17 protein-coding genes are annotated in these 22,195 nt (G+C 66.3%); 7 read left to right on the forward strand and 10 right to left on the reverse strand.

Annotation, left to right across the window (positions count from 1 at the left end):
- Positions 1–5: 5 nt before the first annotated feature.
- On the forward strand, positions 6–653 hold the full coding sequence (ureG, locus tag DPV79_RS31430; protein WP_059685657.1) for an urease accessory protein UreG: 648 nt from the start codon (positions 6–8) through the stop codon (positions 651–653).
- Positions 654–716: 63 nt separating this feature from the next.
- On the opposite strand, the gene waaA is transcribed toward ureG, so the two are convergent.
- From waaA to DPV79_RS31450, 4 genes are all read right to left on the reverse strand, one after another.
- Complete coding sequence (gene waaA / locus DPV79_RS31435) at positions 717–2,075, reverse strand: lipid IV(A) 3-deoxy-D-manno-octulosonic acid transferase (protein ID WP_113047285.1); 1,359 nt, start codon at positions 2,073–2,075, stop codon at positions 717–719.
- 37 nt (positions 2,076–2,112) lie between these two features.
- Positions 2,113–2,997, reverse strand: a complete 885-nt coding sequence (kdoO, locus tag DPV79_RS31440) for a Kdo hydroxylase KdoO (protein WP_021161704.1) — start codon at positions 2,995–2,997, stop codon at positions 2,113–2,115.
- Positions 2,998–3,074: 77 nt separating this feature from the next.
- Entirely contained in the window at positions 3,075–4,070 is a 996-nt protein-coding gene (gene waaC, locus DPV79_RS31445; protein ID WP_113047286.1) for a lipopolysaccharide heptosyltransferase I, read from the reverse strand.
- A gap of 175 nt (positions 4,071–4,245) precedes the next feature.
- A complete protein-coding gene (locus DPV79_RS31450; RefSeq protein ID WP_021161706.1) occupies positions 4,246–5,640 on the reverse strand; it encodes a phosphomannomutase/phosphoglucomutase in 1,395 nt (464 codons plus the stop codon).
- 263 nt (positions 5,641–5,903) lie between these two features.
- On the opposite strand from DPV79_RS31450, the gene DPV79_RS31460 reads away from it, so the two are divergent.
- From DPV79_RS31460 to DPV79_RS31480, 5 genes are read left to right on the forward strand one after another with little or no spacing between them, the layout of a single operon-like run.
- Positions 5,904–7,160 carry a lipopolysaccharide biosynthesis protein gene (locus DPV79_RS31460; RefSeq protein WP_059590324.1) on the forward strand — a complete coding sequence of 419 codons (1,257 nt, stop codon included), beginning with the start codon at positions 5,904–5,906 and terminating at the stop codon, positions 7,158–7,160.
- Positions 7,157–7,981: a glycosyltransferase gene (locus DPV79_RS31465; RefSeq protein WP_021161709.1), complete on the forward strand. Its 825-nt coding sequence runs from the start codon at positions 7,157–7,159 to the stop codon at positions 7,979–7,981. Before DPV79_RS31460 ends, DPV79_RS31465 begins: the two co-directional genes overlap by 4 nt.
- A 51-nt stretch (positions 7,982–8,032) precedes the next feature.
- On the forward strand, positions 8,033–9,169 hold the full coding sequence (locus tag DPV79_RS31470) for a glycosyltransferase family 4 protein (RefSeq protein WP_060073764.1): 1,137 nt from the start codon (positions 8,033–8,035) through the stop codon (positions 9,167–9,169).
- A gap of 15 nt (positions 9,170–9,184) precedes the next feature.
- Complete coding sequence (gene galE / locus DPV79_RS31475) at positions 9,185–10,207, forward strand: UDP-glucose 4-epimerase GalE (RefSeq protein WP_021161711.1); 1,023 nt, start codon at positions 9,185–9,187, stop codon at positions 10,205–10,207.
- A gap of 27 nt (positions 10,208–10,234) precedes the next feature.
- A complete protein-coding gene (locus tag DPV79_RS31480) occupies positions 10,235–11,341 on the forward strand; it encodes an MraY family glycosyltransferase (protein ID WP_021161712.1) in 1,107 nt (368 codons plus the stop codon).
- Positions 11,342–11,436: 95 nt separating this feature from the next.
- Here DPV79_RS31480 and DPV79_RS31485 read toward each other — a convergent pair whose 3' ends face one another.
- The 4 genes from DPV79_RS31485 to DPV79_RS31500 are packed head-to-tail and all read right to left on the reverse strand — an operon-like array spanning position 11,437 to position 16,168.
- On the reverse strand, positions 11,437–13,311 hold the full coding sequence (locus tag DPV79_RS31485; protein WP_048024247.1) for a polysaccharide biosynthesis protein: 1,875 nt from the start codon (positions 13,309–13,311) through the stop codon (positions 11,437–11,439).
- 12 nt (positions 13,312–13,323) lie between these two features.
- Positions 13,324–14,340, reverse strand: a complete 1,017-nt coding sequence (locus tag DPV79_RS31490) for an MraY family glycosyltransferase (RefSeq protein WP_048024248.1) — start codon at positions 14,338–14,340, stop codon at positions 13,324–13,326.
- A gap of 5 nt (positions 14,341–14,345) precedes the next feature.
- Positions 14,346–15,311, reverse strand: a complete 966-nt coding sequence (locus DPV79_RS31495) for a UDP-glucose 4-epimerase family protein (protein WP_113047287.1) — start codon at positions 15,309–15,311, stop codon at positions 14,346–14,348.
- On the reverse strand, positions 15,308–16,168 hold the full coding sequence (locus tag DPV79_RS31500; protein ID WP_113047288.1) for a glycosyltransferase family 2 protein: 861 nt from the start codon (positions 16,166–16,168) through the stop codon (positions 15,308–15,310). Before DPV79_RS31500 ends, DPV79_RS31495 begins: the two co-directional genes overlap by 4 nt.
- A gap of 256 nt (positions 16,169–16,424) precedes the next feature.
- Here DPV79_RS31500 and DPV79_RS31505 point away from each other — a divergent pair, with 256 nt between their 5' ends.
- Positions 16,425–18,788 carry a glycosyltransferase gene (locus DPV79_RS31505; RefSeq protein WP_165843596.1) on the forward strand — a complete coding sequence of 788 codons (2,364 nt, stop codon included), beginning with the start codon at positions 16,425–16,427 and terminating at the stop codon, positions 18,786–18,788.
- Between the two features lie 72 nt (positions 18,789–18,860).
- On the opposite strand, the gene DPV79_RS31510 is transcribed toward DPV79_RS31505, so the two are convergent.
- Both DPV79_RS31510 and DPV79_RS31515 read right to left on the reverse strand, forming a co-directional pair.
- Positions 18,861–20,831: a glycosyltransferase family 2 protein gene (locus tag DPV79_RS31510; protein WP_113047290.1), complete on the reverse strand. Its 1,971-nt coding sequence runs from the start codon at positions 20,829–20,831 to the stop codon at positions 18,861–18,863.
- Positions 20,821–22,185 (reverse strand): glycosyltransferase family 4 protein, encoded by a 1,365-nt coding sequence (locus DPV79_RS31515; protein ID WP_113047291.1) that lies wholly within the window; start codon positions 22,183–22,185, stop codon positions 20,821–20,823. The genes DPV79_RS31510 and DPV79_RS31515 overlap by 11 nt, the downstream gene beginning before the upstream one ends.
- Between the last annotated feature and the right edge of the window lie 10 nt (positions 22,186–22,195).

The following is a 22,195-nucleotide window of genomic DNA, read 5'->3' on the forward strand; positions in this document are numbered from 1 at the left end:
ACGCCATGAACGCACCCGCACCCTCCCCCGCCCGCCGCACGAAGAAACTGCCGCCGCTGCGCGTCGGCATCGGCGGCCCCGTCGGCTCCGGCAAGACCACACTGCTCGAAATGCTGTGCAAGGCGATGCGCGAGCGCTACGACCTCGTCGCGATCACCAACGACATCTATACGAAGGAAGACCAGCGGCTGCTGACGGTTGCCGGCGCGCTGCCCGAGGAGCGCATCATGGGCGTCGAGACGGGCGGCTGCCCGCACACGGCGATCCGCGAGGATGCGTCGATCAACCTCGAGGCCGTCGACCGGATGCTGTCGCGCTTTCCCGACGCCGACATCGTGTTCATCGAATCGGGCGGCGACAATCTCGCGGCAACCTTCAGCCCCGAGCTGTCGGACCTGACGATCTACGTGATCGACGTCGCGGGCGGCGAGAAGATTCCGCGCAAGGGCGGCCCCGGCATCACGAAGTCCGACCTGCTCGTGATCAACAAGACCGACCTCGCGCCGCTGGTCGGCGCGAACCTCGACGTGATGGCGTCCGACACGAGGAAGATGCGCGGCGAGCGGCCCTACGTGATGACGAACCTGAAGGCGCTCGAAGGCGTCGCGGACGTGATCGCGTTCATCGAGAAGAAGGGTTTGCTGACGGTGTGAGCAGCGTAGCGGCGCGCTGCGACGCCGCCACGTGTGCCGGGGCGGCATCGCGCCGCCCGCCGTCTATGCGTCGTCGGCGGCGTCCTGCACGCCCGGCAGCGCATGCGCGCCGGCTTCGGCGGGCGGCAGCAGCGCGGCAAGCACGTCGACCGTGCGCGCGGTCGCGCCGCGGTGACGCGAAGCGAACGCCGCGCCGGCTGCGCCCATCGCGATGCGCCGCGCGTTGTCGGCAAACAGCGCGTCGAGCACGTGCGCGAGATCGAGCGGATCCTCGACCTGCAGTGCCGCGCCGGCCGCGACCGCGTCGGCGGTCGCCTGCGTGAAGTTGAACACGTGCTTCCCGATCAGTACCGGCACGCCGACCGCGCACGCTTCGATCAGGTTCTGTCCGCCGAGCGGCAGCAGGCTGCCGCCGATGAACGCGATGTCGGCGGCCGCGTAATACGCGCCGAGCTCGCCCATCGAATCGCCGAGCAGCACCGTCACGTCGTCCGGCAGCGGCTCGGCGGCCGGACGGCCGGCCGCGAGTGCCGCCGCGTCGGCCGCCCATGCGGAGCGTCGCACGCACTTGAGCTCGTTGCGCCCGACGAGCGCCTCGACCTCGGCGAAACGCTGCGGATGGCGCGGCACGAGCACCAGCAGCGCGCCGGGCGTACGCATCGCGGCGAACGCCTGCAGCACCAGCGCCTCCTCGTTCTCTCGCGTGCTCGCGGCGACCCACACGGGCCGCGCGCCGATCGCATCGCGCCACGCATGGCCGCGCGCCGCCAGTTCCGGCGGCGTCGTCATGTCGAACTTCAGGTTGCCGAGCACGGTGACGTTGCGCGCGCCGAGCGACGTCAGACGCTCCGCATCGGCCGGGCTCTGCGCGAGCACGCGCGAGAAGCCGCCGAACACGTCGCGCGTCGCCGCGCCGAACTTCGCCGCGCGCCGGAACGAACGCGCGGACATCCGCGCATTGGTCAGCACCAGCGGCACGTCCGCGCGGCGGCACTCGTCGATCAGCGTGGGCCACACCTCGGTTTCCATCACGAGGCCGAGCGTCGGCCGCCACGCATGCAGGAAGCGCCGCACCGCGCCGGGCATGTCGTACGGCAGGTAACAGCGCAGCACACGATCGCCGAAGATCTGTTCGCCGGTCGCGCGACCGCTCGGCGTCATGTGCGTGAGCAGGATGCGCGCATCGGGACGCGCGCGCATCAGCGCGTCGATCAGCGGCTGCGCGGCGCGCGTCTCGCCGACCGATACCGCATGCACCCAGATCAGCGGCGCGCGGTCGTCGCGCGAGCGGCCCGCCACGTGGCCGAAACGTTCGGCGATGTGCTCGCGATAGCCGCGCTCCTTGCGCGAGCGCACGTAGAGCCGGATGACGGCGATCGGTGCGACGAGCCACCACAGCGCGCGATAGATCACCCGCAGCATGCGGCGGCCCTCGTGTTGCGTCGAAGCAGGTGCGCGCTCAAACCAGCGCCCTGCCCTTCAGGCGTTCGAGAATGCCGAGCGGCGCGCATTCGCGGCGAACCATCGCGTCGACCGGCAGGAAGAACGTCTGTTCGAGCATGAACTGGCCGGACATCACAGCGTGCGAAGTCTGATCCGAGAAACATATCCACACGCAGCCCGGCGGAAACGGCATCGTCTCCTGCGGGCTGGTCTTCTGGTAGTCGAGATCGGCCTTCATGCTGTCGTGCAGGTTCAGCATCAGGTGGTCGTACGCGCTGCGCGGCGACTTCGTCACGTGCAGCAGGTTCAGCAGCCACGCGGCACCCGGCAGCTGCGGCTTGATGCGCGGCAGGAAGCGCTTCGCGACATCCTCGAACGGCTCGCCGACGCGCCACACGCGCGGCACGCCGGCCGGGTTCACGTTCGTGAACACGCGCAGGATGCGCTCGCCGTAGTTAGGCCGCGACGGGAACGCGTCGACGTGCAGCCGGCTGTCGTCCTTGCGCCAGGATGTCTGGCGCGTCTCGACCTGCATCAGCCGCAGGCTCGTCGGCGCGACGCGCAGCTTGCCGCGGTATTCGGGAAACAGGCCGTCGACGAGCGTGCCGGCCTGCTGCTGGAAACGCGCGACGAGCGCGCGTACCGCCGACTGCGTGACGCTGTCGCCGAGCACGCCGGCGAGCGCGCCGCCGTTCGGCGCGAGGCTGATGTTCTTGCGTTTCGGGTCGGCGAGCGCCGGATCGAGCAGCGCTTCCTCGCCGCCTTCGATCGCGAAGCGCAGGTGCGGGAAATACAGCACCTTGCCTTCCTCGACGGCGGCCAGCAGCTGCTCGCGCGGCGCCGACAGGTTGTGTCCGCTCCAGTCGGCGGACGGGACTTCGATGATCTGGGATTCGCTCATGATCGGTTCGCTTGGGTTCGCGCGGATTCGTGCCGGTGCGTGCGGGTGCGCGTGCCGGTTCGTGCCTATGGCGGGCGTTACAGGAGACCGAAGCCCGCGAGCGCCGACTTCACCTGCGCGATCGACGGGGGTTGCCGCGCCGTACCGAGATTGACGACGTTCGGCGACCAGTAGCCGCCGGTCCGCCAGGCCGTCGCGAAATTGTACAGTTCGACCGTCGGACGCTTCAGCGCCGCCGCGATGTGAACCAGACCTGTGTCAACCCCGACGGTGGCGGCCGCGCCGTCGATCAGGCCGACCACGGCCGGCAGCGACAGCTTCGGCGGCACGATCGCCGCCGCGCCGAATTCCTTCGCGAGCCGCTCGCTGGTCGCGCGCTCCGCGTCGTTGCCCCACGGCAGCACGAGCGATGCGCCGCGCCGCACGAGCGCCTGACCGAGCTCGATCCACGCGGCGTCCGGCCACTGCTTGTCGGCACGCGACGTCGCGTGGACGAACACCACGTACGGCACCGGCAGGTTCAGGCCGAGCGCGGCCACCGCGAGCGCCGCCGCGCGCGTATCGAGGCCGAAGTCGACCGGGTCGGCCGGCGTCGGCGCCGGGTCGCCCAGCGCGGCCGCGACGAGTTGCCGCGAGCGCTCGACGACGTGCGTGCGCGGCGCGATCGGCACCCGCTTGCGATAGAAGAAACGCACGGGCCACTCGTAGCCGGCGCCGTCGGTGCGGTTGCCGAGCCCGACGAGCGGGCCGCGCGCCCAGCTCGCGACCCAGGCCGTCTTGATGAGACCCTGGCAATCGATCACGAGGTCGTACTGCTCGGCCGCGAGGCGCTGGCGGAACGCGCGGATTTCGCGCCACGTGGCGCCCGAGAACGGCTTCTTGCGCCAGCGCCGCAACGAAAACGGCAGCACGTTGCGCACGCCGTCGACGAGCTTCACGAGGTCGACGAAGCTTTCCTCGACGAGCCAGTCGATCTGCGCATCGGGGTGGCGGCGCCGGATATCGGCGATCACCGGCATGTTGTGCACGACGTCGCCCAGCGACGACACGCGCACGATCAGGATCTTTTGCACGCTGAAAAAACGCCGGCTGGCAGCCGGCGACAGGCATAAAGACGCGATTTTATCGCGCCCGGGGGGGCGGACAGACAAAAAGCGGCCGCACGCCTTGGGCATGCGCCGCTTTTCGGGGCCGGCGCGACGATTGGACCCACCCTCGCGCCGTGGGCGCCCCGCCGACCGCCGATGCTCAGAACGGCAGCTTGACGTCCGGCTTCGCGGCCGTCAGCACGCGGCGGAAGTCTTCCTGGATGCGCTCGAGCCCTTCCTGCGTCTCGGCCTCGAAACGCATCACGACGACCGGCGTCGTATTCGACGAACGCGCGAGGCCGAAGCCATCCGGGTACTCGACACGCAGGCCGTCGATCGTCACGACTTCCTCGGCGCCGTCGAACTTCGCCTCCTTCTGCAGCTTGTCGATCAGGCGGAAGTTCTCGCCTTCGTCGAGCCAGAGCTGCAGTTCGGGCGTGCTCATCGCGTCCGGCAGGCTGTTGAGCAGCGCGCTCGGGTCGGCCGTCTTCGCGAGGATCTCGAGCAGGCGTGCGCCCGTGTAGAGGCCGTCGTCGAAGCCGTACCAGCGATCCTTGAAGAACACGTGGCCGCTCATTTCACCGGCGAGCGGCGCACCCGTCTCGCGCAGCTTCGCCTTCACGAGCGAGTGGCCCGTCTTCCACATCAGCGGCTCGCCGCCCTTCGCTTTCACCCATTGCGCGAGGTGGCGCGTGCACTTCACGTCATAGATGATCTGCGCGCCCGGGTTGCGCGACAGCACTTCTTCCGCGAACAGCATCAGCTGGCGGTCCGGATAGATGATCTGGCCGTCCTTCGTGACGACGCCCAGGCGGTCGCCGTCGCCGTCGAACGCGAAGCCGATCTCGGCGTCGGTGTCCTTGAGCGCCTGAATCACGTCCTGCAGGTTTTCCGGGTGGGCGGGATCGGGGTGGTGGTTCGGGAACGTGCCGTCGATGTCGGTGAAGCGCTCGACGAGTTCGCAGCCGAGCGCCTTGAACAGGCGCGTCGCGAGCGGGCCGGCCACGCCGTTGCCGGCGTCGACGACGAGCTTCATCGGACGGGCCGGCTTGATGTCGCCGACGATGCGCGCAATGTACTGGTCGGCCACGTCGAACTGTTCGTACGAGCCGCTGCCCGTTTCGAAGCGCTCGTCGACGATGCGGCGGTACAGCGCCTGGATCTGCTCGCCGTAGATCGCGGCGCCGCGCAGCACCATCTTGAAACCGTTGTAGTCGGGCGGGTTGTGGCTGCCCGTGACGACGATGCACGAATCGACGCGGCGCTCGCCGTCCTTCAGCGCGAGCGGCACGTTCGCCGCGAAATAGCCGACCGGCGTGGGCACCATGCCGACATCGACGACGTCGACGCCCGCCGCACGCAGGCCGTCGGCAAGCGCGCCGACGAGCTCCGGCCCGGACAGGCGGCCGTCGCGCGCGACGACGACCGCATCGCCGCCCTGCGCGCGCACTTCGCTGCCGAATGCCCGGCCGATCCCGCGCGCCGTGTCGGTGTCGAGCGTCTTGCCGACCACGCCACGAATGTCATATGCCTTGAAGATGGATTGGGAGATCATCGATTCACTTCTCTCAGTTGCGTGCATGGAAAATTGTCTGGCTTGCCTGGCCGCCGCTCGCCGGTGCCGCGCATGATACATGCCCGTCCGGCAAGGAGCGCGCCCGCTGGCGCAGAACGGCGGAAGCCACCCCGATCCCACTTATAATCGCGGGTTTTGATGACGCGCATGCCGCCCATTTTAATGCCTAGCCGTCCCGTCGCCGCCGACCTGCAGCCCCCGGGCGCCCTGCCGGCCCCCTTGCGCGCACGCCGCCACAGCGCATGCTGAAGCGCTTCGGCAACCCGGACGTCGCGAAGGCCGTCGCGAATCTCGTCTGGCTGGGGCTCGAACGGCTCACGCAGATCGGCGTCGCGATCGCGATCAGCGGCCTGCTGGCCCGTTATTTCGGGCCGGATGTGTTCGGCAAATGGCAGTATGCGAATACGCTCCTCCTGGTACTGGCGCCGCTCACCTGGGTGTGCGGCGCGGAAATCCTCGTCCCGACCATCGTCCAGCGCCCGCCCGCCCAGCTCGGCGCGGTACTCGGCAGCGCATTCGCGCTGCGCATCGCCGTCTCCGCCGCCGCGCTCGTCGCGACCTGGATCGCGATCGCCGCGGGTGCCTTCGATCCGCTGGTCGGCGCGATGCTCGCCGGCCTGGCGGTCACGATGGTGTTCCGCGAACCGTTCGTCGGCGTCATCAACGCGTGGCTGCAGAGCATGACCTACAGCAAGCCGCAGCTCGTCACCAGCATGGTCACCGCGCTGGCGAAGGCGCTGCTCGTCTGGCTGCTCGTCCGTGCGGCCGCGGGCCCCGCCCGCTTCGCGTGGCTGTGGGCGCTCGAGGCCGCCGCCATCGGTTTCGCGCTGATGCTGTACTACCGGCATCGTAACGGCGGCTCGCTCGGCTGGACGTTCGACAAGCCGCTGTTCAGGCACTTTGCGACGGCCGGCACCGTGTTCTGGCTCGGCCTCATCTGCATGTACCTGTTCCTGAAGCTCGACCGCCTGATGCTCGAGCGTCACGTGTCGTTCGCCGATCTCGGCCGCTACTCGGCCGCGCAGCAGCTCAACGAGAACTGGATCACGCTCGCGCTGATGCTCGCGCAGACGATCGCGCCCGCCTTCGTCTACCGCGTGCAGGACGTCGCGCGGCTGCGCCGCAACATCGTCCGGCTGATCGCGATGACGGCCTGCCTGATGACGGCCGGCGCGCTCGTGCTCGACGCCGCCGCCCCGCTGATCGTCGGCAAGGTGTTCGGCCACGGCTACGAGGCGTCGGTCGACATCTTCCGCTGGGCGGTCTGGCTGTCGGTGCCGGCCGGCATCGAGGCGATAGGCAATCTTATCGTTCTCAAATATCAAGCAAAATTCGTGTTGCTGTCGAAATGGCTGCTCGCGCTCGCGATCGCCGCGCTCGTCAACCTGTTTGCGATCCCGCGGCTCGGCCTGTACGGCGCGCTCGTCGGGCTGGCGGCCGGCTATCTGGCCGCCGCCGCCGTCAACTTTTATTACATCCGTTTCAAGCTGCGACCATGACGTCCCCTGATTGCCCGACCCCGCTCGACGACGTGGCCGTGCTGATGCCGGCCTACAACGGGCACGACGACGTCGTTCGGACCCTCGCATCGTTTCGCGAGGACACGCCCGTGCACGTGCTGATCGTCGATGACGGCAGCACGCCGCCGATCGTCGCGCCCGACCTGCCCGGCCTCACGATCGACGTGCTGCGCATGCCGGAGAACGGCGGCATCGAGCGCGCGCTCGCGGCCGGCATCGACGCGCTCGCCGCGCGCGGCTTTCGCTTCGCGGCCCGCATCGACGCGGGCGATCTCGCTGCGCCACAGCGCCTCGCAAAGGAACGCGCGTATCTCGGCGCCCACCCGCGCGTGGCCTGCGTCGGCATGTGGACGCAGGTCGTGTCGCGCGCCGGCGAACCGCGCTTCATGCTGACGCCGCCCGCCGATCCGCGCACGCTGCGCCGCACGCGCTTTCTGCGCTCGCCGCTCGTGCATCCGTCGGTCATGCTGCGCATCGACGCCGTGCGCGAAGTGGGGAACTATCGTGCGAAATACCGTGCGGCCGAGGATCTCGATCTTTTCTTGCGGTTAATGCAACGCTACGATTGCGCGAACCTGCCGGAACTCGGCCTCTATTACGAACTGAACGAGGGCGGGATCAGTGCGACCAAGCGCCGGCGCCAGCTGGTGTCGACGCTCACGCTGCTGTTGAGCCACTTCAACGCGCTGAACCCGTACGACTGGGCCGGCCTCGCCAAGAACCTGCTGCATTTCGTGACGCCGTACCGTACGTTGCAGCGGATCAAGCAGACGCTGTTCGCCGCCCGGCCGTCCGCCTGACGCGTAGCCGGCGTTTTCGGCCATTTCGACGCTTTATTTTTTCTTTTTTTCATGTCCGCCACCTCCCCGCTGCGCATCGCGCTCGTCTGCAACACGGCCTGGGCGATCTACACGTATCGCCACGGGCTGATCCGCACGCTCGTCGCGCGCGGCGCCGACGTCATCGTGATCGCACCGCACGACCGCACGGTGCCCCTGCTCGAGCAGATGGGCTGCCGCTACGTGGCACTCGCGGTCGCGTCGAAAGGCACGAGCCCGCGCGAGGATCTCGGCACGCTTGCCGCCCTGTTCCGTCATTACCGCGCGCTGCAGCCCGATCTCGTGTTTCACTACACGATCAAGCCGAACATCTACGGCTCGGTCGCCGCGTGGCTCGCGCGCGTGCCGTCGATCGCGGTGACGACGGGGCTTGGTTACGTCTTCATCCAGAAGAGCCGCGCGGCGAGCGTCGCGAAGCGCCTGTACCGGTTCGCGTTCCGCTTCCCGCGCGAAGTGTGGTTCCTGAACCGCGACGATCTCGCCACCTTCACCGACGAGCAGTTGCTCGCGCATCCCGATCGCGCGCGGCTGCTGCACGGCGAAGGCGTCGATCTCGAACAGTTCGCGCCGGTGCCGCTGCCGGCCGGCAGCGCCCCCGTCTTCATCCTGATCGGCCGCCTGCTGTGGGACAAGGGCGTGCGCGAATACGTGGAGGCTGCGCGCGTCGTGCGCGAGCGCTTCCCGAACGCGCGCTTCCAGCTGCTCGGGCCGCTCGGCGTCGACAATCCGAGCGCGATCGGCCGCGCGGATGTCGATGCGTGGGTCGGCGAAGGCGTCGTCGAGTATCTCGGCGAAGCGCACGACGTGCGCCCCCATATCGCGGCGGCCGACTGCGTCGTGCTGCCGTCGTACCGCGAAGGCGTGCCGCGCACGCTGATGGAGGCATCGGCGATGGGGCGCCCGATCGTCGCGACCGACGTGCCGGGCTGCCGCGACGTCGTCGCCGACGGCGACACGGGCTTCCTGTGCCGTGTGCGCGACAGCGCGAGCCTCGCGGAGCAACTGCTCCGCATGATCGAACTCGGAACGGCCGGACGCGACGCGATGGGCGCGCGCGGCCGTCAGAAGGTCGCGGCGGAATTCGACGAACAGCAGGTCGTCGAACGCTACCGGCGTACCATCCATTCGTTAACCGGCATCACCCTCTGAAGGAGCGCATCTGCAATGACCGCTAAAGGCACCATCCTCGTTACCGGCGGTGCGGGCTACATCGGCTCGCACACGGCCGTCGAGTTGCTCGACAACGGCTTCGATGTCGTGATCGTCGACAACCTCGTCAACAGCAAGGCCGAATCCGTGCGCCGCATCGAGCGGATCACCGGCAAGACGCCCGCGTTCCATCAGGTCGACGTGTGCGACGAAGCCGCGCTCGCCAAGGTGTTCGACGCGCATCCGATCACCGGCACGATCCATTTCGCGGCGCTCAAGGCCGTCGGCGAATCGGTCGAGAAGCCGCTCGAGTACTACCAGAACAACCTCGGCGGCCTGCTCGCGGTGCTCAAGGTCATGCGCGAGCGCAACGTAAAGCAGTTCGTGTTCAGCTCCTCCGCGACCGTGTACGGCGTGCCCGAGCGCTCGCCGATCGACGAGTCGTTCCCGCTGTCCGCGACGAACCCTTACGGCCAGTCGAAGCTGATCGCCGAGCAGATCCTGCGCGATCTCGAGGTGTCGGACCCGACGTGGCGCATCGCGACGCTGCGCTACTTCAACCCGGTCGGCGCGCATGCGAGCGGGCTGATCGGCGAGGATCCGGCCGGCATCCCGAACAACCTGATGCCGTATGTCGCGCAGGTTGCCGTCGGCAAGCTGGAAAAACTGCGCGTGTTCGGCTCCGACTACCCGACGCCGGACGGCACGGGCGTGCGCGACTACATCCACGTCGTCGATCTCGCGAAGGGGCACATCGCCGCGCTCGACGCGCTCGCGAAACGCGACGCTAGCTTCGTCGTGAACCTCGGCACGGGCCAGGGTTACAGCGTGCTGGAAGTCGTGCGCGCGTTCGAGAAGGCTTCGGGCCGCCCGGTGCCGTACGAACTCGTCGCGCGCCGCCCGGGCGATATCGCCGAGTGCTACGCGAACCCGCAGGCAGCGGCCGACATCATCGGCTGGCGCGCGACGCTCGGCATCGAGGAAATGTGTGTCGACCACTGGCGATGGCAGGAGGGGAACCCGCGCGGTTTTGTATAATCCGCTGTCCATTTTTCGAGCGATCCCATGCTCAGCTTCGCGTCCGGCTTCATCGTCTCCCTGCTCGTCACGCTGTTCATCGTGCGCTACGCGCACCTTCACGAGAAATTCTCGGTCGACAGCGACCTGGCCGGCGTGCAGAAATTCCACGTGCGGCCCGTGCCGCGCGTGGGGGGCATCGGGATCCTCGCCGGGGTCGTCGTGGCCGCGCTGATCCTGTCCCGGCACTATCCGACGATCGCGGGCAGTATTCTCGGCATCGCGGCCTGCGGGCTGCCGGCGTTTCTGTCCGGCCTCGTCGAGGACCTGACCAAACGCGTGTCGCCGCGCGCGCGGCTGCTCTGTACGATGGGCGCGGCCGCGCTCGCGTTCTGGCTGATGGGTATCGCGGTCACGCGCATCAGCGTGCCGCCGCTCGATTTCCTGCTCCGCTACGCGGCCATTTCGGCGTTCATCACCGTGCTCGCGGTCGCGGCGCTCGCGAACGCGGTCAACATCATCGACGGCTTCAACGGGCTCGCGTCGATGGTCAGCTTCATGATGTTCGCATCGCTCGCTTACGTGGCGTTCCAGGTCCGCGACCCGGTCGTCATGTCCGCGTCGATCATCATGATGGGCGCCGTGCTCGGCTTCTTCCTGTGGAATTTCCCGGCCGGGCTGATCTTCCTCGGCGACGGTGGCGCCTATTTCATCGGCTTCATGCTCGCGGAACTCGCGATCATGCTCGTGATGCGCAACCGCGAGGTATCCGCGTGGTACCCGGTACTGCTGTTCATGTACCCGATCTTCGAGACCTGCTTCTCGATCTACCGGAAGAAATTCATTCGCGGGATGTCGCCCGGCATTCCGGACGGCGTGCACCTGCACATGCTCGTGTACAAGCGGCTGATGCGCTGGGCGGTCGGCACGAAGCATGCGCACGACCTCACGCGCCGCAATTCGCTGACATCGCCGTACCTGTGGCTGCTGTGCCTCGTCGCGGTGATACCCGCAACGCTGTTCTGGCGGCACACGGTGCACCTGTTCGTGTTCGTCGTGCTGTTCGCGCTGACCTACGTGTGGCTGTATCTCAGCATCGTGCGGTTCCGCGTGCCGCGATGGATGGTAGTGAGGAAGGAGCGGCGCAGCCACTGAACCGCTCATGGCCCGGCATGAAGCATGAAAAAAGCGCCCCGCGGGGCGCTTTTCTTTTGCTCGGAGCGACTGCCGCGCCGCCGCGGCAAAGGCCGTCAACGGTTCGACGCGACCCGTACGCTCTTCAGGGCCGGCACGGCGGCAGTCTGATACTCGGGCACCCAGCGGCGCAGATCCCGCCGCACTTCGTCGTCGGGCAGCACGCGATGCTGCATCAGCCACGGCAGGAGTTCGTCGAGGAAATTGTCCGGCACCTCGCGGGCACGTGCGATCCGCAGTTTCGGATGCGGCGTGCGCGTCGTCGCCTCGTCGTCCGCGAGCAGTTCCTCATAGAGCTTCTCGCCCGGCCGCAACCCGGTGAACTCGATCCGGATCTGCTCTTCCGAGAAACCGTACAGGCGGATCAGGTCGCACGCGAGATCGACGATCTTCACCGGCTCGCCCATGTCGAGAATGAAGATTTCGCCGCCATGCCCCATGCTCGATGCCTGCAGCACGAGCTGCGACGCTTCCGGGATCGTCATGAAGAAGCGCGTGATCTCCGGGTGCGTGACCGTCACCGGGCCGCCCTTCGCGATCTGCTGCTGGAACTTCGGAATCACACTGCCTGCGCTGCCGAGCACGTTGCCGAAGCGCACGGTCTCGAACTGCGTGCGCCCGCTCGTCTGCTGCAATGCCTGGCAGGCCATTTCGGCCAGGCGCTTGCTCGCGCCCATCACGTTGGTCGGATTGACGGCCTTGTCGGTCGAGATCAGCACGAAGTGGCGCACGTCGTGACGGATCGCCGCACGGGCCACGCGATACGTGCCGAGCACGTTGTTGCGCAGCGCCTGCCATGCGTTGTGCTCCTCCATCAGCGGCACGTGCTTGTAGGCGGCCGCATGGAACACGATGTGCGGCGCATGGCGCGACATCACCTGATCGAGCAGCAGCGAATCCTTCGCATCGCCGATGATCGGCAGGACAGGCAGGTCGGGGAAGCGCTCGCGCAACTCCTCGATCAGCCGGTACATCGCGTATTCGGACAGATCGAATGCGACGAGCTGCGCAGGCGCGAAGCGCAGGATCTGCCGGCACAGCTCGGAGCCGATCGACCCGCCCGCACCCGTGACCATCACGACGCGGCCGCGCAGCAGCGCCTCGACGTGCGGCGTATCGATCGTCACGGCGTCGCGGCCGAGAAGATCCTCGAGATCGATGTTCCGCACCTGCGACAGGAAGCCCTGGCCCGGCATCAATGCGGTCAGCGACGGCAACACCATCGCCTTCACGCCGGCACGCACGCACAGGGTCGCGACGCGACGCTGGGTTTCGACCGATGCCGACGGAATCGCGATGATCGCGTACTCGACCTTCATCGCGTCGGTCCAGTGCTTGAGGTCGTTGAACGAGCCGAGCACCTTGTAGCCGTAGATTTCGCGGCCCTGCTTCGTGACGTCGTCGTCGAGCAGGCCGACGAGGCGCCATTCGCCGGAGCGCGACAGTTCGCGCGCGAGGCTTGCGCCGGCCGTGCCGGCGCCGAGCACCAGCACCGGCTTGCCTTTCCCGACCAGGCCGCCGTACAGGTAATACTCCTTCGTCGCGCGATACAGCGCGCGCGCGCCGCCCATTGCCAGGAACAGCATAAGCGGCGACACGAGCAGCACCGAGCGAGGAATGATCGGCACAGGCTGGAACATCACGGCGCCGATCATCACGATCACGCCGCCGCCGACCACCGCCTTCGCGATACGCATCAGGTCGGGCAAGCTCGCGAATACCCACAGCCCGCGATACAGGCCGAATATGTGAAACATCAGCGCGTATACGGGCAAAACCCACGTCAGCGCCATGAGCGCCCCGCCGAGGAAATCGGGTGGAACGCTACCGTTGAAGCGGACGAGATAAGCAAACAACCATGCGGCAAGAACCGCCAGCAGGTCGAACAGGAAAGCACTCAGTGACAGCCAAGATGCTTTGGATCGCAACATCGGCGGGAGACCTCAAGATTTGTTTTCGGCGGCCGTACCGACCCGTCGCCAGCGCGCGTCGATCGCGCAACCGATACACGCCAGCACGCCATACCAGGCGACAAACAGCCCCCACTGCTGCAATGTCGGCCGGCCCAATGCCCACAGGCCTGTGATTATGCCCGCGAGCATCACGAGGTACCAGTAAATGGCGGTACGCCGATGACCAGTGCCGGAGCGCACCATGCGCTGATAGTAATGCTCCCGGTGCGCCTGCCAGAACTTTTCCCCGCGTAACAAACGTCTCGCAAGTGTTACAGATGCATCAGCAATAAAGGGGGAGAACACCATCGCCGGAAACCAGATCGGCCATACCCCGCCTCGCCAGCCCCAGTAGCCGAGCGCGCCCGCCATGAAGCCGAGCGGAATCGAGCCCGCGTCGCCCAGAAACAGCTTCGCCGGATGGAAATTCAGCAGCAGGAAGCCGAATGCGGCGCCCGCAATCGCCGCGCCGCCCACGGCGAGATCCGGCGCCGGCTGCACGCCGGCCAGCGCGGCCGCAGCGTAGGCGCCGAATCCGAACAGCGCCATGCCGCCGGCGAGACCGTCCGCGCCATCCATGAAGTTGTACAGATTGGTCAGCCAGACCATCCCGAAACCGACGCCGGCAAGGAGCCACCATGGTGCGGCGGCCGGATAGACGACGATCAGCGCGACGACCGCGACAAGGTGCGCGGTGAACCGGACCCGCGCCGGCAACCCACGCCGATCGTCGAGCTGCGACAGCGCGGCCAGCCCCGTGGCGGCCACGGCAACCAGCCACATCGACGGCGCGAGCCACAGCATCGCGATCACGCACACAGGCACGATGCCCCAGCCGCCAACACGCGGCGTCGGCAGCGTGTGCAGCGAACGATCGTTCGGAATGTCGGTTGCGAGTCGCCAGGCCAGCCCGGTGGCGAGCAGCGTCCGCAGGACGAGCGTTGTGGCGACGGCGGCGGCCAGAGCCACTCCGGTCGCCATGAGCCACGTGATAATCGCGGGATGCATATTGTCTATTTCTGTTTGTCGCGCGAACGATACCACGCGGCGGTCGCTTCGAGGCCCTGCCGCGTCGTATGCGGTGGTTGCCAGTCAAGCACGCGCTTCATGCGGCCGGCATCGAGCTGCAGGCTGCCTGTCAGGCGATCAACGGCGGCGCTGCGGCCGGTCAGCCTGCCGAGCGCGAGCAGCACCGTGACGGGTACCGGGAACAGCCGCGCCGGCCGGCCGAGCGCGTCGCCGACCATCCGCAGCAATCCGGCGACCGACGGCGCATCGTCGTCGGCGATATGAAAGCATTCGCCCGCGGCCCTCGGGTCGATTGCGCAACGCAGCAGCGCGTCCGCGAGATTGTCGACGTAAACGAGGCTGCGACGGGCGGCGATCGCGCCCAGCGGAAGCGGCAGTCCGCGCGACACGACGTCCATCATCTTCAGGAAGTTCGCTCGCACGCCGGGGCCGTAGACGAGCGGTGGACGGACGATGACCACATCGACACCCGCGTGCAACCCGAATTGCGCGAGTGCCTGTTCCGCGCGCAATTTCGAACGTCCGTATGGATCCTCGGGCGCAGGCGTGACGTCTTCCGCGAGCGGTACACCGCGATCGCCCTCGGCGACCGCCTTGATGCTGCTGGCGAACACGAAACGGCGGGCGCCGTGCGCGTGCGCGGCCTCGGCCACGCGCAGCGTCCCCGCAACGTTGGTCGCCTCGAACGCGGCATCCGGATCGGGCGACTCGTCGCGCATCACGTGGACGCGCGCAGCCAGATGGATCACGCAATCTGCTTCGAGATCGGCCGGCCACGCGTCCACGAGCCCGGCGAAATCCGGTGCGTCATGTACCCATTCGCGCACCCCGGCGACACACCCGCCGGGACGGCGCACCAGCGCCGTGACCGTATGTCCTGCCGCGAGCGCCAGCCGGCAGACCGCGCGGCCGACGAAGCCGTTGGCGCCCGTCACGACGATGCGGGTCACCAGAGCCTCCAGCCGAAGCGATTGTAGAACTTGAACGCCGACGCCGCGAACATGCGGATGTGTGCGAAGCCCTTGCGTGACGCGCCGCCGCCGTGGTGGATCACGCGCGCCAGCGGCACATAGACGGTGCGCGCGCACTGGCCGGTCCGCAAGCTGAGATCGTAATCCTCAAAGTACAGGAAATAGCGCGGATCGAAGCCCTGCAGACGTGCGAGCACGTCGGTACGGAACAGCATGAAGCAGCCGCTGACGATCGGCGGATCCCACACGACGTCCGTTTCGTTGATGCTGTCGCGCATCTCGTAGCTGGCCAGCCGCCGCTCGAACGGCTGGCGCAGAGGCGACGGCAGGAAGCCCCTGACCAGGAGATCCACCAACGCCGGATAGCGGCGGCACAGATACTGGATCCGGCCCGAATCGTCGCCGATGCGCGGCGTCAGCAAGCCTGCTTCGGGATGCGTATCGAGAAAGTCGAGCGCCTGCACGAGCGCATCCGGCTCGAGGTCGATGTCGGGGTTCAGGATCAGGTGATAGCGACTACGCGCCGCTTCGATCGCGAGGTTGTGCCCGCGCCCGTAGCCGACGTTGCCGTGACCGGACAGCACGCCGTACCCGATGCCGGCCTGCTCGAACGCGGCACGATCCGCCGCGAGGTCCGGCAAGCCGCCGTTATCGACCACGCACACGCTGATCGCGCTGGCACCGCGCACGGTCCGGAGACGCGCACATGCCGCGCGGAGACTGGAGAACGTACGCGCGAGGAGCGCCTCGTCCGGGTTGTACGTCACGATGGAAATCGACAGGATTTCGTCGACGGGATGCGGAGCGTGATTGACTGCTTGCGGATGAGATGTCACGTGCTGACTATCGTTAACATTTGGCGCGAGGGGAATCCGTCAGTGTGCGCAGCGATGCCTGCGCACACAAACTGGATTGCCATTTGTAGCAATTATGCCGTGGCGGCGGGCGCCACGGGCGCCCTGGCCGGAAAAAGGGCCGCAATACAGGCGTGTGCGGCCCCGCCCCGGCCGGCTCCGAAACGCCAAATGCTTCTGTATATAATGCGTCACCTCGATACGCATCCGCCAGTTGCACCCTATGTTTGATATTTCGGTGATTCTCAACGCTCACAATGAGGGCGGCATCATCAACCGGACGCTCCGGTCCCTGGCTGAAGCGGCAGACTTCGCAAGAGCCCGCGGTATCACCCTGGAAATTGTCGTCGTCCTTGACAACCCGAACGAAGCGACCCGCTCTGTCATCGCGTCGGCCGACCTCTCCAGTTTCGACGGAGTCCAGACGATCGAGGTGTCGAACCGCTCGCTGGGTCTTAGCAGAAACTCCGGTTGCGAGATCGCGCAAGGCGAATATTTCGCCACGGCCGATGCCGACGATCTCGTATCGTTCAACTTCTTCGTCGAAGCGCTGGCCGCGGCGAAGCAGTACGGCAACGATGCGCTACTGTTCCCGCAGTACCTGATCGCATTCGGTTCGATGTACTTCATTACCGAATATGGCGAAGCGGACCTGATGCCGTTCCTGCTCGCGGACATCCATCCGTACGTGTCGCGCGTGTTCTTCCATCGCTCGACGTTCGATCGCCTCAAGTATGTGCACTGCGATACGCAGCGCGGCCACGCATTCGAGGACTGGCACTTCAATTCGTGCGCGATCGCGCTCGGGATGAAGGCACACTACATCCCCGACACTGTTCTTTACTATCGCCAGCGCCAGCAGAGCATCATGGCTGCCGCGCGCAGCCTGAACGTCGAGCTCGAAACGCCGGATACCGACCTGTTCGACCCGGCCGTTTACCTGCGCGTGTTCGCGGACGACTACCGTGCGTACCGCGCCGGCGAACGCATGTTGCCACCGTGGTACGACGTCAAGCAGAAATTCCTCGGCAGCCGGCTGCTGTCGGACATGACGGAGGCTGCCAACCGGATCGACCCGGCTGTCGACACGCTGGCGCTGCGGCACGGCAGCCAGACGAGCGCGATGTGGTCGACACCCGAACCGTCGGCGGTCTACTACGAGATGTGCGAGGCCATTCGCGACGCCGGCCCGATCACGGACGTATTCCTGATCCCGTTCCTGCCCGCGGGCGGCGCGGAGCGCTACATCCTCGACGTGATGAACGGCCTGCTGGCATGCGGCGCGTCGAAGCGTATCCTCGTGGTTTCCGGCGAGCCGATGGAAAAGCACGCGTGGTTGTCGCGGCTGCCCGACGCGGCGATCTTCGTCGACGTCGCAGTGCTCGGCAAGAAGCTCGAGGACCGCCAGCGCGATCGCATCACCGCACGCCTGATTCGCGCCGCGGCGCCCGACGCCCGTCTGCACATTCGCGCATGCGTGTTTTCCCATCGCATGCTGAGCCGCCATTTCGCGCAGTTCAGCGGGCGCGACGTCACGTACTACCGGTTCTGCGACACGCGTGTCTACGAAGACAACGTATCAATCATCTCCGGCGGCGCGGTTGAGTTCCTGACGAACAACATCCAGCACATCACGCGGATCGTCACCGACAACGAACAAACGGTCGTCGACGACGAATTCATCTTCGGCGCCAACGCGTCCCGCTGGAACAACCTCCCCGCGCTGCTGCACGGCGTCAAGGAACCGACGCTCCACGCGACGCCGCGTCGTCGCCTGCTGTGGGCGTCGCGGCTGGATGGCCAGAAGCGGCCGCAACTGGCCGTCGCACTGTCGAAGTACTTCGCGCGGAGCGGTTCCGGCATCACACTCGACCTGTACGGCGGCATCACGCCGGGGTTCGACGTCGACCTGGCCGACGCAAACTATAAGGGGCCGTTTTCGGCGTTTGCGGATCTTCCGTTACACGAATACGATGCTCTCGTCTATACGTCATGGTTCGATGGACTGCCGAACGTCATTCTCGAAGCGATGGGGTCGGGGCTCCCGGTCATCGCACCGAACATCGGCGGTATCGGCGAAGCCGTGCTCGACGGCGAGACCGGCATCCTCATCGAGGCATCGAACGACCTCGACGAAGCTGTCGACGCGTATCGCGATGCCATCGAGCGCCTTTACGCCCAACCCGATTTGCTCGGAGCGCTGTCGAAGCGCGCGTCCGACTACGTTCACGACAAGCATGGCGACGCGCAGTACGTCGCGAACATTCAGCGAATATTCGGTATGAATGCCTCCCATCACGAATCCCACGAGCCCGCACCGGCATCCGCCGGCCAGACCGCCGCATCCGCGGAAAACCAGGAAGAACTGCGTCGCTTGAGGCGGGAACTCGCGGACGCACGCGCGAAGCTGCTCGTCCACGCACGTGAAGCCGACGTCCTCAGGAGCGAGTCGGTCGAACTGCGGCAATACGCGAACCAGTGGGTCGCGTTTCAGCGCGCCCGCATCTTCATCATCTATCGCGCGTATCTTCGCCTGCACCGGATTCCAGTGCTGGGCCCGCTGCTGCGGGCGATCATGCGGCCGTTTACCGGGAGGAAGTAACTGCGGCACGGCACCGGCCGACAGTCAAACCGTCAGGCCGGGCGCGCGTGCAACGTGCGCCCCACGCTCCGGTCAGTCGTGCTGCGCCCGCCCGTACGCCACCATCACGCCGGGCTCTACATACCCGAGCAGACCCGCATAGGTTTCGGCGCTCGTCCACACGATGCGATCGAAGTACGAATTGAATTCCCGCAGAAAATTGAGCACCGGTGGCGGCGCGTCCGCCGCGACGACCATCTCGCATCGCCGCCCCTGCCGCCACACTTCCTTCAGTTGTTCGATCGACGGTATCGACTTCGCGTCGCTCGAAAAACGCGTGACCGGCCCGGTTCGGTCGCGTCCGTCGCAAAGCCACCTGCCGGCAAACTGCCGCCGGACGATATTGGTCCGCCTGAACTGGCCGACGCTGTCCGACGAGGTAACGGAGCGCGTATGAATCCGGTGCCGATAGAGTGGTTCATGCAGATACCGGAAATTGCCGAACTCCGCGATCTTCAGCGCCAGCTCCCAGTCCTGGATGCCTGAATAGGCATCGACCGATCCGCCCGACTGCAGATACGCGCTGCGCCGAATCACCTTCAGGTGCGACGCTACCATGCCGTCGAGCAGGTCGCCCTTGATGCTCGCGTCGTTCCGGAACGCGATGCCGGGATAACCGCCATAGTCCGCACGCCGGATTTCGTCACCACTTTCGTCGATGTCGAACCGGTCGGTGAACAGGTAATCGCACGGCTGCCCCTGCGCCAGTACCTGCGCGACGCGGGACAGCGCGCCGGGCGCCAGCGCGTCGTCGCAATCGACGAATGCAACATATTCTCCAGCCGCCTGTTCGACTGCTTCGTTCTGCGTGCGCGAAATACCCCTGTTTTCGCCGTTGAGGACGATTCGCACGTTCGGATGACTGCCCTGCAACGCATGCAGCAGTGAGGTCGTGCGTGCATCGGGAGAACAGTCGTCGACACAGATGATCTCGAATGCGACGTCCTGCTGCTCGATCACGGACAGTAGGCAGCCGTCGATGTAGTCGAAGTGGTTGTATGCCGGGATCACGACGCTGATCAGCGGTGTCGCCGACACTGGCATTTTCGCAATGGCGGCCTGCAGGCGCGCCAGCTTCCGCGCAAGCAGATCCGCGGGAGCGGCCGGCGACGTGGCAGCCCCCGATCCGGTTTCATGCGCATGGCCGCGCAACTGTGCGATTTCCTCGACGTACGCCGGGTGCTTTCGATAGAAATTCTCGAACCAGTCGACCGCAGACTCAAAAAAAGCCGGTTCGCGGGCGGACACCATCGCGTCGATCTTGGCCGCAGCATGCAGCCAGCTCTTGCCCATCTTCACGTACGACCGGCGCATGCTTTGCGCATGCTGCCGGTAAATCGCATTGTGCGCGTTGAGGTACGCCATGCGCGCGCCGCGCGCGCTCAGGCCGCACCAGAACAGCCAATCTTCCTTCGCGCGCGCGGACGTGTCGAACGGCGCGTCCATCAGCACCGTTCGGCGAAACAGCGCACAGTGGATCGGAATCGCGAAGCCGCGCTCCCATTTGTACAGAAAATCGGACAAGCTGAGCGACGAGTGCGCGATCGCTTCGTCGTTTTTCGAGAAGACCGAGCGTGTATCGTCGCACAACAGAAAGTTGGACACCGATACGTCAAGTGCATTCGCGACCTGGAAATGCGCAACCTGCAGGTCGAGCTTCGGCGGAACGACGATGTCGTCTGCATCCAGCAACTGCACGAATTCGCCCGTCGCGGCAGCGATACCCGTGTTGCGCGCGCCCGAAAGGCCCGCGTTCTGCTGCGAAATCACCCGCACCATGGGCGACAGCGCTTCGGCTGCACGCAGATGGCTATCGGTCCTGGGTGCCGTGCTACCGTCATCGACAACGATGATCTCCAGCGGCCCGCGATACGCATCGAGCACCGACGAGATCGATTCATTCAGATACTGCGCCTGATTGAAACAGGGGATTACCACCGATACGAGCGGCAACGACGAATCTCGCGAGTCGTCAGCGCCCGATTCTTTCCGGTCAGCTCCCATAACCTTCCAACTCCTTGACATGCTCGACGAACCGCTGCCACGTATGGCGCCCGTCGATCAGCTCGACGAGCGCGCGGGCGCGCGCTTCGGCTTCCTGCGAATTCGAAATGACCAACTCCATCGCCGCGCGATAATCCGCGACCTCCGGCTTCTCCGACAGCGGATATCCGGTCGAATCGGATATCAGTTCGCCAACACCACCCACCGACGGCGCGATGATCGGCATGCCCAGCGCCCCGATCTCGAGCAGGATGTTCGGCATGCCTTCCCACTTCGACGTGAAGATGAAGCCCGTGTACGCTCGTTCGCGCACGAGTTCCTCCGGGGACGTGAACGGCCCCATCAGATGCAGATTCGCGAGATCGGGGAGTTGCTCGCTGACGTTCACAACCGCTTGGCCATAGACGTAGAAATCAATATGCGGGCATGCCCGCACGAGCGCCAACAGCAGGTCGACACGTTTCTCCTTGTCGAGCCGCCCGGCCCACAGAAATGCCGGGCGCTGCCCCGCCAGATCCTGCCCGCGGCTCGCGATGCGCGCTAACGCGCGCGTCTTCCAGCCGTCGGTCGCCATGCGGCTGGGGTTGTACACGACACGCAGCTTGTCACCCTGCTGCCCGAGGTTGTATTCGGCGCGCGCATCGGTCACGAAGCGCTGGTTGTCGGACAGCAGCGCGGTCAGCGCCGGCAGCCCCGGCTGAAGGAAATAAGCGGCGTAGCCGATCTTGCTCTTGCCGTCCTCGGCGAACTGGAACGCAAAAATGCTGGCGAACAGACGCGTGATTTCCTGGAGCCGGCTTCCCTGCGAGATGACCGCGTTCCACGCGACTTCGCTATTGATGTTGTGGAACACGGCGGGCCGGATTGCCAGCAGCATGTCATACAGGAGCGCCTGCTTCAGCGCGTACGAATCGTCTTCGGTGAAATCGCGCAGAACGACTACATGCACGCCATCGATCCGCGCGACGCGCTCGTCGACCAGGTCGCGATCGGCGACGACGATCAGGACCTGACGATCGGGACGGATCTCGCGCAGCGCTCTCGAGAAATTGAGCGCGACATTCTCTGCGCCCCCCGTTCCGAGGAACGGCACCGCAATGACGTGGCTGACGTTTCGCACGCCCCGCTGCGCGAGGTCGAGCAGCAGGTGCTGCAGGCGCGATTCGCGAGCGTGATCGAGCAACTTTTCGCGCCGGACCGCCGAGCGCAATGCCTGACGAATCGACTTGCCTTGACGCAAGGACGTGATAACCGGCGAAATGGCCTTGCGAACGCGCCACTTCGCCTCCTGGCTCACCGGCAGGCGATGGTAGACGCGTTGGGCAAAGTACAGAAGATGCTGGTATCGCGGCATGGTTAGATAT

The sequence above is a fragment of the Burkholderia reimsis genome, assembly GCF_003294055.1.
GTDB lineage: Bacteria > Pseudomonadota > Gammaproteobacteria > Burkholderiales > Burkholderiaceae > Burkholderia > Burkholderia cepacia.